Annotated in this window: 11 protein-coding genes and 1 tRNA gene; 4 read left to right on the top strand and 8 right to left on the bottom strand. The window is 59.3% G+C overall.

The genetic code is table 11. The features are described 5' to 3' along the window. Nucleotides 1-453: 453 nt before the first annotated feature. The 8 genes from FY528_RS12970 to FY528_RS13005 form a co-directional block, all read right to left on the bottom strand. The gene (locus FY528_RS12970; RefSeq protein WP_149071446.1) at nucleotides 454-1593 is read right to left on the bottom strand and encodes a tetratricopeptide repeat protein; all 1140 of its coding nucleotides are present in this window, start codon (nucleotides 1591-1593) and stop codon (nucleotides 454-456) included. 86 nt (nucleotides 1594-1679) lie between these two features. Next, nucleotides 1680-4256, bottom strand: a complete 2577-nt coding sequence (gene gyrA, locus FY528_RS12975; protein ID WP_149071447.1) for a DNA gyrase subunit A — start codon at nucleotides 4254-4256, stop codon at nucleotides 1680-1682. Nucleotides 4257-4358: 102 nt separating this feature from the next. After that, nucleotides 4359-4598: a hypothetical protein gene (locus FY528_RS12980; RefSeq protein WP_149071448.1), complete on the bottom strand. Its 240-nt coding sequence runs from the start codon at nucleotides 4596-4598 to the stop codon at nucleotides 4359-4361. Further along, nucleotides 4595-5305 carry an HD domain-containing protein gene (locus FY528_RS12985; protein WP_187632114.1) on the bottom strand — a complete coding sequence of 237 codons (711 nt, stop codon included), beginning with the start codon at nucleotides 5303-5305 and terminating at the stop codon, nucleotides 4595-4597. Before FY528_RS12985 ends, FY528_RS12980 begins: the two co-directional genes overlap by 4 nt. An 89-nt stretch (nucleotides 5306-5394) precedes the next feature. Continuing rightward, nucleotides 5395-6804: an aspartate ammonia-lyase gene (aspA, locus tag FY528_RS12990; RefSeq protein ID WP_149071449.1), complete on the bottom strand. Its 1410-nt coding sequence runs from the start codon at nucleotides 6802-6804 to the stop codon at nucleotides 5395-5397. 261 nt (nucleotides 6805-7065) lie between these two features. Next, nucleotides 7066-7138: transfer RNA gene (locus tag FY528_RS12995), tRNA-Thr, on the bottom strand. Nucleotides 7139-7532: 394 nt separating this feature from the next. Then, complete coding sequence (locus tag FY528_RS13000) at nucleotides 7533-9830, bottom strand: DUF349 domain-containing protein (protein ID WP_149071450.1); 2298 nt, start codon at nucleotides 9828-9830, stop codon at nucleotides 7533-7535. Between the two features lie 57 nt (nucleotides 9831-9887). Further along, nucleotides 9888-10454, bottom strand: a complete 567-nt coding sequence (locus tag FY528_RS13005; protein ID WP_149071451.1) for a YqgE/AlgH family protein — start codon at nucleotides 10452-10454, stop codon at nucleotides 9888-9890. A gap of 199 nt (nucleotides 10455-10653) precedes the next feature. Between FY528_RS13005 and FY528_RS13010 the strand changes: the two genes are divergently transcribed. The 4 genes from FY528_RS13010 (at nucleotide 10654) to FY528_RS13025 (ending at nucleotide 15199) form a co-directional block, all read left to right on the top strand. Beyond that, nucleotides 10654-12555, top strand: coding sequence for a DUF6311 domain-containing protein (locus tag FY528_RS13010; protein ID WP_149071452.1), 1902 nt, complete (start codon nucleotides 10654-10656; stop codon nucleotides 12553-12555). 62 nt (nucleotides 12556-12617) lie between these two features. Then, on the top strand, nucleotides 12618-13268 hold the full coding sequence (gene pdxH / locus FY528_RS13015; RefSeq protein WP_149071453.1) for a pyridoxamine 5'-phosphate oxidase: 651 nt from the start codon (nucleotides 12618-12620) through the stop codon (nucleotides 13266-13268). A gap of 55 nt (nucleotides 13269-13323) precedes the next feature. Then, on the top strand, nucleotides 13324-14640 hold the full coding sequence (locus FY528_RS13020) for a DUF1015 domain-containing protein (RefSeq protein WP_149071454.1): 1317 nt from the start codon (nucleotides 13324-13326) through the stop codon (nucleotides 14638-14640). Then, nucleotides 14606-15199: a Maf family nucleotide pyrophosphatase gene (locus tag FY528_RS13025; protein WP_149071455.1), complete on the top strand. Its 594-nt coding sequence runs from the start codon at nucleotides 14606-14608 to the stop codon at nucleotides 15197-15199. Before FY528_RS13020 ends, FY528_RS13025 begins: the two co-directional genes overlap by 35 nt. The last annotated feature ends 50 nt before the right edge of the window (nucleotides 15200-15249 follow it).

Genomic DNA, 15249 nt, shown 5'->3' on the forward strand with positions numbered 1-15249 from the left:
GCATGACGCGCACAGTACGCTAGGTAGTCATTAAGGCTAAATTGAGTTGAGTCCTTCTTAAAAAGACTAGAAAGCTGCGTGGTCGAACAAAAACGCTGGATACTAAGTCGAGCTTGTTGAAGAAAATCTGTGTACATCAAACTGGCTGGCCTAGAAGGATGAACTTATATATCCACGGGGTAGATAAGTAGAGTCAATCTATCGGGTTCATTAAGACAACCAGGGAACTTCCTTCACTACATGCACATATAAGGAGATTACAGCTGCTAACTTCTCAGTTGGTTACTGCTTTTCCTGTTAATTCTCGCTGGATAAAGTATCCGAAGTACATACTCTGTGAGGCCGATAACTCATCGTATAATTGTCTTATAATTTATATTATGTTAAGTATTGTTTTTTAAAAACGGCCGGATCAGTTCATCCGGCCGTTTTTCACTATAAACAGGTGCTCTCCTACTTCATGCCATCCAGCATCTTGTTCATTCGCTCGGCATCAGCATTTCGCTTCAGCGTCGTATATACCCGGCTTAACGATTTGATGGTAGCTTGGTCCTTGGGCTGCAGCTGCAGCGCCTTTTCAAAATATGGTAGTGCCTGCTCGAAATACTTCTTGCCGTCTACCTCCATTTTCTTACCCGACTTCATATAAGCGGCCTGATCCATCCGGCTAACCTTAGTGTACAGATCGGCGCCCTTATTGAAGTTGTATACCCCGAGGTTGAACTGCGCGTCAAAATTATTCGGATCAACTTCAACCGCTTTCTTGTACGCTGCAAAGGCTTGTTCCGTCTGTTTGTTTTGATCCAGAATCGAGCCTTTCACGGCATACAGATTGGCATTGGTTGGATCTGCTGCAATGGCCCGGTCAATCTTATCAAGGGCCTGTTTGCCCTGGCCCGAGCTGAGAAGCATGTTCAACTCCTCAATCATGAAGACCTTGTTGTTGGGATACGCCTGCAGGGCTTGCTGAACGACGGCCAAGGCCGCTTTTTCATCTTTCTCCTGCCGGGCAATCAGCAACAAACGCTCATACATCTGCGGCGACTTGTAGTTGATGGCCATCAGCTTGTTGTAGTTTTCCTTAGCCCCGGCAAAGTCTTCCTTTGCTTCGGATGCATAGGCAGCGTACAAAAATGCCGTGGTGTCCTGTGGCCGGATTTGCTGGGCCATTTTATAGGAGTTGATGGCTTCATCGTACTTCTTGCCGTTGTAGCTTTCCACCCCGGCATTCAGGGCCATACCGTAGAGGTTGTCGAGTTTGCCTACGGCCAGTTTACCATACTCGCTGTCCTTACCTTCCAGCTCAATGGCCTTCTGGTACGACTCAAATGCTACTTTGGCTCCTTCGCCCGGCTGCAGACCTTTGCCGTAAATTGGGCTGGCAGCCATGCCTTCATAGACTTCGCCGCGGGTATACCAGGTTTTGGCTTTGCCCTTGGTTTTTTCATTTACTACGGCTTTATCAATTTCCGTACGGGCTTTGTCCAGGGTACCCTGGCGCTGGTACAGTACTGCGTTGGTAACGGCCGAGTTTTGTGCCATAGCAGCCTGCATAGCACACGCTGCTACAATGGTCAGGAGGAACTTCTTCATTGGGTTTCTGGTGAAGAAAAAAATTAGGATTAGGGTGAGTGCCAAAGCAAACGGCAGAACCCGCTTCCGAGTTCTGCCGCTGCAAGTTAATTAGCGCTGAGCGAATCAGGCTCAATCAGCGCTTCCAGGTCCGGCGCCAGCCCGCCCGGAGCCGCTTCCAGCCCGGTTTCAGCTGCTGCCTCAGAAGCCAGATCCTCAGCCTCTTCGGCTTTGTCCTCAGCCTGCACTTTGGCTACTGAAGAAATAGCGTCGCCCTCGCTGATGCGCAGCAGCCGCACGCCCTGCGTAGCCCGACCGATGGTACGGAGCTCGGCTACCCGCAAGCGAATAGTGATGCCGGAGCGGTTGATGATCATCAGATCATCGGTGTCCACCACGGCTTTAATGGCCACCAGCGCACCGGTTTTGTCGGTAATCTTCATGGCGCGTACGCCCTTGCCCCCGCGGTTGGTAATACGGTACTCATCCAGGGAACTACGCTTGCCGTAGCCATTTTCGGAAACGACGAGCAGTTCCTGGGCTTCGTCCGACACGCACACCATGCCAATGGCCCGGTCACTGCCGTCATCGGCCAGGGTAATACCCCGCACGCCGGCGGCATTGCGGCCCATCGAGCGCACTTTGCTTTCGTTAAAGCGGACCGCTCTCCCCGACCGCAGTGCCACGATAATCTCGCTGCTGCCCGTGGTGAGCTGCACGTCCAGCAGCCGGTCGCCTTCGTTGATGGTAATGGCATTGATACCAGCGGCGCGGGGGCGCGAGTATGCCTCCAGCGGCGTTTTCTTTACCGTTCCCTGCTCGGTGCAGAACATCAGGAAGGTATTTTCCAGGTAATCCAGGTCGCGCAGGCCGCGCACGTTCAGGACGGAGCGCACACTGTCTTCGCGGGGAATCTCGATGAGGTTCTGAATCGGGCGGCCTTTGGTGGCCTTCCCTCCTTCCGGCACCTCGTACACCTTTAGCCAGAATACTCGGCCCAGTTCCGTAAAGAACAGCAGGTACTCGTGCGTGGTGGCCACGAACAAATGCTCGGTGAAGTCGTCGGTTTTGGTGCTGGCACCACGAGCTCCAACGCCTCCCCGGCCCTGGCTCCGGTATTCGTCGAGGGCGGTGCGCTTAATGTACCCTTCCCGCGAGATGGTAATCACCATGCTCTCGTCGGCAATCATGTCTTCCATCGAGAAGTCGCCGCCGGCGTACTCAATGGCCGTGCGGCGCTTGTCGCCGTACCGCTCCCGGATATCGTAGAGCTCGTCCTTAATGATCTGCCGCTGCAGATCTTCCGAGGAAAGCACCGCTTTCAAGTGGTCGATGAGCTTCATCAGCTCCTCGTACTCGGCTACAATCTTGTCGCGCTCCAGGCCAGTCAGGCGCTGCAGGCGCATATCCAGAATGGCACGAGCCTGCACTTCACTCAGCGAGAAACGCTCAATGAGCTGGGCGCGGGCTACCTCGGGGTCACGGGAGCTGCGAATCAGGGCAATAACCTCGTCCAGGTGGTCGAGAGCAATCAGCAGCCCTTCCAGGATGTGGGCCCGCTTCTGGGCTTCGGCCAGCTCGAAACGCGCCCGGCGAACTACTACCTCAGCCCGGTGCTCTACGAAGTGGTGAATGAGGTCCTTCAGGTTCAGCGTCAGCGGCCGGCCTTTCACCAGGGCTACATTGTTCACGCCGAAGGATGACTGCAGCTGGGTATAGCGGTACAGGTTGTTGAGCACCACGTTGGGCATGGCGTCGCGCTTCAGGTCGTACACAATGCGCATACCGTCCCGGTCCGACTCATCCCGCAGGTCGGCAATACCCTCAATTTTCTTCTCGTTGATGAGGGCCGCCGTTTTCTCGATCATGGAGGCCTTGTTCACCATGTAGGGAATCTCGGTCACCACAATCTGCTCCTTGCCGGAGGGGGTGGTCTCGAAGGTTGCTTTTGCCCGAACCACCACGCGGCCGCGGCCGGTTTCAAAGGCCTGCTTTACGCCTTCGTAGCCGTAGATGATACCGCCCGTGGGAAAGTCCGGCGCCGTCACGTACTCCATGAGCTCGGCGATGGTGATATCCGGATTATCGAGGTAGGCCACGATACCGTTCACAACCTCCGTCAGGTTGTGGGGCGCCATGTTGGTGGCCATACCCACGGCAATACCCGAGGTACCGTTCACCAGCAGATTCGGGAATTTAGCCGGCATCACGCTCGGCTCTTCTAGCGAGTCGTCGAAGTTAGGCTGGAAGTCCACGGTGTCCTTGTCCAGGTCGCCCAGCATTTCGTCGGCCAGGCGCTTGAGGCGGGCTTCGGTGTAACGCATAGCGGCCGGCGAGTCGCCGTCCACCGAGCCGAAGTTACCTTGCCCATCTACCAGTGGATAGCGCAGGCTCCAGTCCTGGGCCATGCGTACCATGGTATCGTACACGCTGGTATCGCCGTGGGGGTGATACTTACCCAGCACTTCGCCCACGATACGGGCGCTTTTCTTGTAGGATTTGTTGTAGGAAACGCCCAGTTCACTCATGCCGTAGAGTACGCGGCGGTGTACGGGTTTGAGTCCATCACGCACATCGGGCAACGCCCGGGAAATGATAACCGACATCGAGTAGTCGATGTAGGCGCCGCGCATCTCATCTTCAATGTTAATTGGGATGATTCTCTCGCCTTCTGCTTCTGCCATAAGAGGTCGGGAAGGCCGACATACACTCCACTCTGGAGGGTGTCGGCGGTTACAGGATTAAGCCTGCAAGATACAAAAAAATGGCCGTTTTGCCTAGTTCTGCTAGGTTTTCGGCTTGCTTTTATCTGATTTGTGGCGCCCGTCTTTCTGATCGTGCACTTTGATTTTTTCGCCGATGGCGGGGTTCTGTTTTTTCCAGAGCGGCTGCCCCCGGTAACGTACCCCATTGTGGGGATGCGCCTTGCGGGTATGGCAGGAAGCAATGGGGCAAGTACGGCAGGAAGCTGCCAGCAACCCGACTATCAGCGCCGCGCCGGCACGAACAAATAAGCGACTAATCATGAAGTAAAAGTACGATTCGTGACGGGGTTATCCAGGGCCGGCGCCAGGTCGCGTCCCTCCCACTCACTGAGGAACTGCGCGAGAAAGTCTTCCATAAACTGCTGGCGCTGCCGGGCCACCCGTCGGGCGGCGGGCGTTTGCAGCCGCTCGTGCAGGAACAGCAGCTTTTCGTAGAAGTGGTTGATGGTGGGCCCCGCGTTTTTCTTGTAGCTCTCGAACGAGTCGTGCACCACGGGTGGCACGCTGGGGTCGTGCAAAGGCCGGCCTTTGTGGCCCCCATAGGCAAACGCGCGGGCAACGCCAATGGCGCCAATGGCATCGAGGCGGTCGGCGTCCTGCACCAGCTCCCCTTCCGGCGTGCTCATCGGGGTGGGCACGCCCAGGCCTTTAAAGCTGATTTCCCGGATAATCGTTTCTATGTGCGAAATAACCGGCTCTTCTACGGCCAGTTCCTGCAGCCAGGCCCGGGCGGCCCGGGGACCCGCCTCTTCGTCTCCGTCGTGGAATTTCCAGTCGGCCACATCGTGCAGCAAGGCGGCCAGCTCCGTCACCACAGGATCGGCACCGGGTGTTTCCTGGGCCAGGGCGCGGGCCACCTGCCAAACCCGGCGGATGTGCTCCCAGTCGTGCCCGGAGCCTTCGTGCAGAAATTTCTCCCGCACGAAATCGGCCGTTCGGGCAATCAGATGGGAAGAAGATAGGGACATAGCCAGCAGTAGCCTCAGTGAGCTGCAAAAGAACGGAACCGCGCGCAGACTATTGCCGCCGACGCCCTCTTGCCTAAACCCTGACCCAGCTACTGAATAAAGCCCGGGCGAATCATGTTCTCGAAGGTGAAGATTTCCTCCCACTTTTCCTGGGTCAGCAACTGGCGCTCCGTCACGGCAATGGCGTACACGGACTTACCCGTGCGCAAAGCTTCCTTGGCAATTTCGGCCGCGGTTTCGTAGCCCAGCACGGGGTTTAGCTGCGTAACGATGCCAATGCTGTTGCGCACCAGCTCCTCGGCCCGCTGCGCATTGGCTGTAATGCCCACCACGCACTTCTCGCGCAGGGTGTGGCAGGCATTGGTGAGGTAGGAAATAGAGGTAAACAGGGCAAAGGAAATAACCGGCTCCATTACATTCAATTGTAGCTGGCCCGCTTCCGCTGCCATGGTCACCGTCAGGTCGGCCCCAATAACGTAGAATGCCGTTTGGTTGACTACTTCTGGCACCACCGGGTTTACTTTGCCCGGCATAATGCTGGAGCCCGGCTGCAGGGGCGGCAGGTTGATTTCGAACAGCCCCGTACGCGGCCCGGAGGAAAGCAGGCGCAAATCGTTACATATTTTGGAAAGCTTCACGGCAGTCCGCTTGAGCACGCCCGAAAGCTGGACGTAGGCTCCGGTATCGTAGGTGGCCTCAATCAGGTCGCCGGCTAGTTTCAGGTCCAGCCCGGTGATGGTGCGCAGGTGCTGCGTAACCAGCTCCGCGTAGCCAGACGGGGCATTTACCCCAGTACCAATGGCGGTAGCGCCCATGTTGATTTCACTGATGAGCTGGCGGCTGTCTTCGATGCGCAGCAGCTCTTCGCGCAGGTTGGTGGCAAAGGCCTTGAACTCGTCGCCCATGCTCATGGGTACGGCATCCTGGAGTTGGGTGCGCCCCATCTTGAGCACATTCCGAAACTCCTCGCCTTTCTGCGCAAATGCCTCGGCCAATTCCGACAGAGCCTGCCCGTAGCCCACCAGCTTATTGCTGAGTGCTACCCGGAAAGCCGTCGGATACGCGTCATTCGTCGACTGCGAGCAGTTAACGTGGTTGTTGGGGTGGCAGAACTCGTACTGGCCTTTCGGGTGGCCCATGATTTCCAGCGCCACGTTGGCAATGACCTCGTTGGCATTCATATTGACGGAAGTGCCCGCGCCGCCCTGAATCATGTCCGTCAGGAATTGGTTGTCGAACTCCCCCGTAATAACCCGGTCGCAGGCCTGCGCAATGGCTGCCGCAATGGAAGCGTCGAGCACGCCCAGCTCCTGATTTGCCAGAGCCGCCGCCTTTTTCACGTACGCCAGCGCCTGCACAAACAGTGGTTCCGTTTTCAGGGGAATACCCGTAATCCGAAAGTTTTCGATGGCCCGCAGCGTCTGAATGCCGTAGTAAGCATCCTCGGGAATGGTACGTTCACCAAGAAAGTCGTGTTCAAGTCGGGAGGCAGCAGCCATAAGGTTGATCGTAGGTGGGTTGATGCGTATCTCCTACGGCCGGGGTTGTCCTGGCGTTGGCTTATCCCCACCCCAACCTGGCATCTGAACCCACTCCGTACCCAAAACACCACATGGGCCCCAACTAATAGTGCTTCCACCAGCCGGTCCGTTCTCATGGCGCTACTGGCCCGCGGCCGCCAAGTAGTAGGTACGCTTGGCGTCGCAACGCGAAAAAGCCCTTCGCAAATCCAGGATTTACAAAGGGCTTTCGTCCTCGAGAGCCTCCTGCCGGGATCGAACCAGCGACCTACTGATTACAAGTCAGTTGCTCTACCAGCTGAGCTAAGGAGGCGTTAAATATGACGCAAACCTACTGTATGCGCTGGTAAGAGCCAAATTTTACCGAAGAAAATACGCTCACAATTGCCAGCCGGCCGGAATCATCGACCCTAACTTCTTTAGCGGTAAAGACATGCCGGTGCAGCTCTACTGCAAATTTTGAGTGGTTTCCCCGCGCAGTTGGGCCTGGGAATTGGTACGCGGACGACTTCGCCCGGAATCATAGCAGCCTAAGGCAGTTTCTGGCCCGCTTTGCCTCTGGGCCGATTCCAGAAGCTGTACCCATCCGGTTAATGGCCTATAACTGGAAGCTAAACGCACAGTAGCTGCGGCTAGCATACCAGTTAAAAGACGACAACCCGCCCTAAGTCAGGACGGGTTGTCGTTTTGGTTATTACGGGAATCGGCTAGCTACGAATTACTTTCAGCTGGCGCTTAAGCCCCTCGATGCGCTGCTGGGCTTCGTCGATGCGGCCTTGGTATTCCTGGCGCAACTGACCAGCATTCTTGGACCTGGCAAAAAACTCCAGATTGGTTTTCAGGGTAGAAATATCGTTTTCCAGCTCGTTGATGTCGCGACGCAGCGCCTGTTCTTTCTTGTATAGCTGCTGGGTATCGGCGGAAGCTTTGAGGCGGTCTACCTGCAGTTGGAACAGCAAATCGGAGCGCTCGGCGTAGGAAAGCCCCGGTAAAGTATCCAGGTACTTGCCCATCAGGGCCTGGAAGCGGCCTTCCGCGCGTTCGGCATCAGCCCGGGGGCCACTACCGGCCGAAGCCTGCCACTCGCTTACCAGTTCGCGGAAGCCTTCCAAGGTGCCTGGCGTATCGGGCGTGAGGGCGTCCACGGTGGTGGCAATCTGCTCAAGGCGGCCGGCCTGCTCTTTGGAAAGCTGCTGAGCCTGGTGCTCCCGCTGCCGGACTTCCTCATGCTTACGCTCAAAGAAAGCATCACAAGCCGTGCGAAACCGGTTCCAGATTTTATCCGACAGTTTTTCCGGTACGCGGCCGATAGTTTTCCAGTCTTTCTGGAGCCGGATCACAATTTCGCGTCCTTCCTCCCAATTTGGGTTTTGCAGGGCGGCCTCGGCCTGGTCAATCAGTTCCTGCTTGCGCTTGAGGTTGGCGTTCTTTTCCTCATCCAGGGCTTTGAAGAACTGGTTTTTGCGCTGAAAGAAGCCTTTGTAAGCGCCCCAGAACTGCTTGTTGATCTGCTCGGCTTTTTCCCGGGGTACCAACCCGGCAGCATCCCAGGCTTCTTTCAGCTTCTGCAGCGCGTCGGTCTGGCTGCGCCACTCGTTCACGCGGTCGGTGTGAAACTCGGCGAAGGGCTTGATCAGCGCCAGAATTTCCGCCTTGCGGGTCAGGTTAGCATTTTCCTGCGCCGAGCGGGCATTGAGAAATTCCTTTTTACGATCGTGCACCTTTTCCGACGCCGCCAGAAACCGGTTCCAGACGGCGTCGCGCTGCTCCTGGGGCACCGGGCCGATGTGCTTCCATTCCTCGTGCAACTGGCGCAGCTCCTGCAGGGCTTTGTTGATGCTGGCTTGCTGCCCGAGGGCTTCGGCGCGCGTCACCAGGGCTTCCTTGGCCTCGAGGTTACGGCGCCGGTCCAGCTCCTTCATTTCAAAGAAGAGGCCGCGGTTGTTGTAGAAAATATCCAGCAGGGCGTGGTAGCTGTTCCACAGCTCCTGCGCTTCCTTCTGAGGCACGGGGCCCGTAGCCTTCCAGTCGTTTTGCAGGGCCTTGATGCGGGCCGAGCTGTCCTTGGTTTCGGCCGACTCCACCAGGCTGCGCAGCTGCGACAACAGATACTGCTTGTGGGTGAGGTTCTTAGCCCGCTGCTCGTCTTCCGCTTTCGCATCACGGGTGCGACTTTCCCGGAACTCCTGCAGGGCTTTCACCACTTCGGCGTGCCCCTCTGGCCCGGCGTAGGCAAAGTCATCGGCCTCGCCCCCATTGGCAATAAACTGCTGACGGGCCGCGGCGCGCTCGGCGGCCAGGGCGGTTTCGTACTGGCGGTTCAGGTCAAAAATCTGCTTACGGTTCTGGCGGGCATCGGAGCGGCGCAGTAAAGACAGCAGAAACGCCCCCTGCGCCGGCAGATCCAGAGTAGCAAAATCGGGGGCGGCCGTTTCGGGCACGTAGTCTTCCTCCTCCTCACCGGCTACTTCCGGCACCCCAGGTGTAGCCTGCGCAGAAACCTCTGCTACCGAAGAAATGGGGCTTTCGACAGCAGTTGCTTCCGGGGCCGCACCAGCGCCATCGGCCTCAGCCCCGGGGGCAGGAACCTCAGCGGCTAACTCAGTCGGCGCGGCTTCAACCGTTGCTAAGGGCTCCGGCTGAGCTTCCGGTGTAGTTTCGTCGGCCAGGATTTCTTCGTTTTGCGTACCGGTATGCTCCTGGGCCCGGCGTTGCGGTTCCGAAGGGGCCTCGGCTGGTTCGGCCGAAGCATTCGGGCTGGGCAGGGCTTGTTCCAGGGTAGCGGCAGCCGGTTCGGCCGTGCCGCCGCCGGGAGCGGCGGGTTCGGCAATGGGCGGCGTACCCTGGGTGGGCTGCTCGGTAATCTCACTGGTCACGGGAGGCGCAGCCGCAGGCTGTTTGGCGCTGATTTCGGCCAAGCGGCGCTCCAGAATGCTCATTGGCGACTCTGCCTCGGGTTGACCGGCAGCGTTGTTGGGGACGGGGTGTTCGTTTTCAGGTACCATAAGTTCAGGGACAATGTCCGCACGGGGCGGACAATACAGACAAGCGGCGGCGTTGGGTTAGTTAAGCCGCGGGTCCAGCGGGTAGTTTGACAGCATGCGGTAGCGGCCGCCCTTCTCCCGCAAAATAGCTTGCCAGAGGGCATCACTAGTCAAAGTAAATACTTTCCCGGCAGCATTAGGATGCACTATCCAAACATTTTCCTGCACCTCGCTGGCCAGCTGCCCCGCCGTCCAGCCGGAATAGCCCACGTACAGGCGTATTTGCCCGGGAGCCAGCTCCCCGCTAAGCAGCAACCCCAGGACGACTGCAAAGTCGCCGCCCCAGTACACGTTGTCGCCCACTGGCGCGGCTCCCGGCACGTCGGCCCGCTGGTGCAAATAGTGCAGGGAATCGGGCTGGACGGGGCCGCCCAGGCCCAGCGGAATCTGCCCGACGGCAGTGTCCGCCGAGTCCGGCAGCTCCAGCACGTCGCCCAGCACCAGGGTAGACGGGCGGTTGAGCACCAGGCCAAACGTTCCTTCGGCCTCCGCGTGCTGGCACAGCAGCACCACGGTACGCTCGAAGTTGGGGTCGCCCAGGAAGGGCTGGGATATCAGCAAGCTGCCGGAAGTCAGGGAAGCCATACGCAAACGGGTTTAAAGCGCAAGATAGCCGGACCGGGAAAAGCCGGCTACCGCTAGGAAGTACGAGGCACGGGGGGCACCAGGTTATAGTGCTGGTTGCCGGAGGAAGAAAGCAGTGACGCGGCATGTTCGGCACTGGGTAACGCTAGGCGGCTGCTTTTTACCGAATATTGCAGCCGTTTCCAATTCGATAAGAACCATGCTATCTACCTCCGCCAACCCGCCGGCCAGCTCCCTGGTTTCCCGGTGGGTGGGGCCCGTCGGCGTACTGCTACAACTGCTGCTGGTGCTCTATACGTTTCATATCGTCATTTTTCATCCCGGCGAAAACCTGATTGTCGACCACTACGACGGGATTAAGAGCTACTATTCCGTGGAAATGTTTCTGCGGCAGCCTCTCTCCGATGGCATGGTCGTGACGGGCCACAACTACCCGTTCGGGGAATACATGTACTACACCGATAGTACGCCCCTGCTCAGCGAAGCCCTGCACGTGCTGGTACGCATTTTCCCCGGCCTACTGCCCTACGGGCTGTATATCTACGACCTGGTCATCCTCAGCGGGCTGGTGCTGGCAACCGGGCTGCTGCACCGCATTCTGCGCCCCTGGCGGCTGCCCGTGGTTCTGCACCTGCTGGCCTGCCTGGCTTTGCCCTGGTTGTCGCCGCAAACTATCCGGTTGCAGGTGGGCCACATGAGTTTGTCGTACGTCCCCGCCGTGCTTATAGCGGTGTGGGCCCTGCAGGAAATCTATAGCCGGCACGCGGCCGGACGGCCCCTGCGTGGCTGGCTGCTGGTGCTGGGAGCCAGCATTTTCGTAACGTCCTTCTGGCACTTTTACTACCTGGCTATTCTGGGGGCGCTGGTGGGCTTGTTTGCCGTGGTGTGGGGCCTGGACCTGTACCGCGCCAACCGCACCTGGTGGCCGGTGGTTTCGCGCCTGTTGCTCACGCTGGCCGTGGCCGGCGCCATCACGGGCCTCACCCTCATTCTGCTGGACGGGCGGTACTCGGAGCGGCCCACCGGCAGCAATGGCTACGACTGGATTGGGTGGAAGCTGCATTTCCGCGCCTTCTTCCAGGCCCCGGGCGAAAACCACTTCCGCTTCCTGTTCGACCCCACCGAGAGCGTACCCTACGAGTCGGCGGCGTACCTGGGCGCCACGGTGCTGTACACGCTGGTGGTGTGGCTGGGCCTGCGCCTGTTCAAGCGCCAGCCCAAGACCAATAGGCAGGCCGACGTGTACGGGCGCTTTCTGGGGCTGCTGGTGCTGGCCAGCATTCCCATGGTATTTATGGCCCTGGGGGAACGGTACGAGCTGCAAGACGGTGCCTACGTCATCCACAACTACTTCAACCCCTTGTTCTGGCTGCATAAAATCACCGAGCGGGTTACGCAGTTCCGGGCCATCGGGCGGTACGTATGGCCGTTCTGGTGGGCCCTGAATCTGCTGGTGGTCTGGCTGCTGGCCCAGTGGGGCCGCCGCGCAACCCTACTGCCCGTGCGGGTGCTGGCCGTGGTGCTGGCTTTGCTGCTGATACCCGACCTGGCCGCCGCTGTGCGCTTTTACCGCAAGTTCACCCAACGCCCCAACTTGCTCACGTGGCCGGCCGCCCGCACCGACATGGACCGCCTGACTTCCGGCCTGCCCCTGAGTCAGTACCAAGCTATTCTACCGATTCCCTACTACCACGCGGGCTCCGAGGGCGACTACAGCTTTACGGTGGACCCGGACGACCCGCACTGCAACCATACCTACCAGCTTTCGGTGCTCACGAACCTGCCTTTGATGAGCCATAAAGCGGTGCGCACCCCCCCGTATCAGGCCCAGCAATTGTACAGCATCTTCAGTACTACCGGCCCGGACCCGGCCCTGCTGGCTCGCCTCGACGAGCGGCCCATCCTCGTGTTTCTGGACAGCACTTACTACAACGGCAGCAACAACTACTACCGCGACAACCTGAAAGACCGCGCCGGCATGTTGGCCGCTTTCGAGCGGGGCGACGACTTCGTGCGGGAGCGGCAGCTGCAGCTGCTTCGCCGCGAAGGGGCCTGGTCGCTCTACGCCTGGTACCCGAAACGAACCGCGCCAAAACCCTGAGTTGCCCGGCCGGTTAGACGCCTACCTTTGTCTCACGCTTCTCTTTCATTCCTCTGCCGCTCATGAACGACCACCACCTCGCGGACCTGCGCAAAACCTACGCCCAGCGCAGCCTTTCGGAAGCCGATGTACAGCCCGAGGCCATTGCCCAGTTTCGGCAATGGCTGGATGAAGCCCTGGGGGCGCAAGTAGACGAGCCTACCGCCATGGTACTGGCTACCAGCAATGAACAGGGCCAGCCTTCGGCGCGGGTAGTGCTGCTAAAAGGCCTACCTGACGACGCTGGCTTTTTGTTTTTTACCAACTACGACTCCCGCAAAGGACAGGAGTTGGCCGCTCATCCGCAGGCGGCGCTTACCTTTTTCTGGCCCGGCCTGGAGCGTCAGGTGCGGGTAGAGGGCACCATCGAAAAAGCCGCCGAAACAGTTTCGACGGAGTATTTCCAGAGCCGCCCCCGGGGCAGCCAGGTGGGCGCGTGGGCTTCTCCGCAAAGCCAGCCGGTGGCCAGCCGGGAAGAGCTGGAGCAGCGCGAGCAAGCCATTGCCGCCCGATTTGAAGGTCAGGACCCGCTGCCTCGGCCCGCACATTGGGGCGGCTACGTGCTGCGCCCGCACCGGGTAGAGTTCTGGCAGGGCCGCCCCTCCCGCCTCCACGACCGGATAGTGTATGAGCGCACTGCCGATGGCTGGAAAATCAGCCGGCTGGCACCCTGACCTTGCCCGATGTGTCACCTCATCCCGTTACTTTATCACCTCATCCCCCTGAAAATTGGCTGAAATTCAACCCGTGCGGGGCTGGCGCTACAACGACGATCTGGGCCAACGCATTGACGACTACGTTTCGCCCTTATTCGACGTGGTGTCGGCCAAGCAGCGCGAGGCCCTGTACCGGAATCCACTGAATAGTATTCACCTGTCCGTGCCGCGCGGGCAGGATGCAGCGGGCGCCGCCCTAGCCCGGCTCACGGAGTGGCAGCAGCAGGGCATTCTGCGTCAGGATGCCCTGCCAGGCATCTACGTTTATTACCAGTACTTTCGGCTGCCCGGCAACCCGCAGCGGGAGTACTGCCGCAAGGGCTTTATGTGCCACATTCGGGCTTACGACTGGGCTGATGAGGTGGTGCTGCGCCATGAAAACACGCTGCCGGCCAGCGTAAACGACCGGGCCGAGCTGCTGGCCCGCACCCAGTTCCAAACCAGTGCCACCCACGGCCTGTACCGCGACGACGACTTCGAGCTGGAACGCTACCTAGACGAAGCCATCCTCGACCCACTCTATCAGACCGAGGAAGACTACCAAGGAGCCCGCGACGTACTGGCCGTGATTCAGGATGCGCGCGTGATTCAACGGTTTCAGCAGGTACTGGCCGAGCGGCAGGTGATTCTGGCCGACGGGCACCACCGCTACGAAGGCTCCTTGGCTTACCGCCAGGCCCGCGAGCTAGCGTCCGAGGGGCAGGCCACGGGCCGCGAAGCCTGGAACTACCACCTGATGTACCTCACCAATGCGGCGGCCGACGACCTGCGTATCCTGCCCACGCACCGGCTGCTGCTGGAGCTACCCGGCGGCCTGAGCAACGCAGAGTTCCTGGCCCGCCTGGAGCTCTACTTCACCGTAGTACCCAAAGACGACGCTTATGACTTACCGGAGTTGATTGCCGGCAAGCCCTGGGCATTCGGGCTTTACCTGGATGGGCAGGCCTACAAGCTGCGCCTGCGGCCTGAGGTACACGGGCAGCTCAGCTGGCCGCTCACGCCCGAAGTGAAGGCGCTCGACCTGACGGTACTGCATTTCTTCGTGCTCGAAAAAGTACTGGGCATTGTGAGCATCGACGCGCAGCGGCAGTGGCCGGGCGTGGCCTACGTGCGCAACTTCCCCGAGTGCCTCACCCGCGTAGACCGGGGCGAGGCCCGCGCCGCCCTCATCACCAACGAAGTGACCATGGACGAGGTAGAGCGCGTGTGCCACAGCGGGGCCGTAATGCCGCCCAAGTCCACGTTCTTTTACCCCAAAACCATCGGAGGCTTCCTGTTTACCTCCATCCGCGACGATGAACACACCCACGCGTTTACTGCTGGCTTCTAACTCCCCGCGCCGCCGTCAGCTGCTCACCGACCTGAGCCTCCGCTACGAAGTGCGCCTCAAGGAAGTCGATGAATCCTTCCCGCCTCACCTGCGCCGCGCCGAAATAGCCGAGTACCTCGCCGCCCACAAAGCCAACGCCTACCGCACCGAGCTAGCCCCCGACGAAGTGCTGCTGACGGCCGACACCATCGTGTGCCTCGACGAGCAGGTGCTCAACAAGCCCGAGGATGAAGAAGACGCCGTACGCATGCTCACCCAGTTGCAGGGCCGCGCCCACGACGTGTACACGGGCGTATGCCTGCTCACCGGCGCAGGGCAGCAGGTGGTGTTTTCCGACCAGACGCAGGTGCATTTCCGCGCCCTCAGCGAAGCCGAAATCCGCTTCTACGTGCAGCGCTACCAGCCGCTCGATAAAGCCGGGGCCTATGGCGCGCAGGACTGGATTGGGCTGGCCGCGGTAACCCGCCTAGAGGGCTCCTACTTCAACGTGATGGGGCTGCCGGTGCACCGCGTGTGGGAAGAATTGGCGAAGCTGGCACCCGGCCTGCTGCCTTGCTAACTACTAGATAAAATACATAAAAAGGCCGCTGAGAAGTTCTCAGCGGCCTT

It is taken from the genome of Hymenobacter lutimineralis, assembly GCF_008271285.1.
Taxonomy (GTDB): domain Bacteria; phylum Bacteroidota; class Bacteroidia; order Cytophagales; family Hymenobacteraceae; genus Hymenobacter; species Hymenobacter lutimineralis.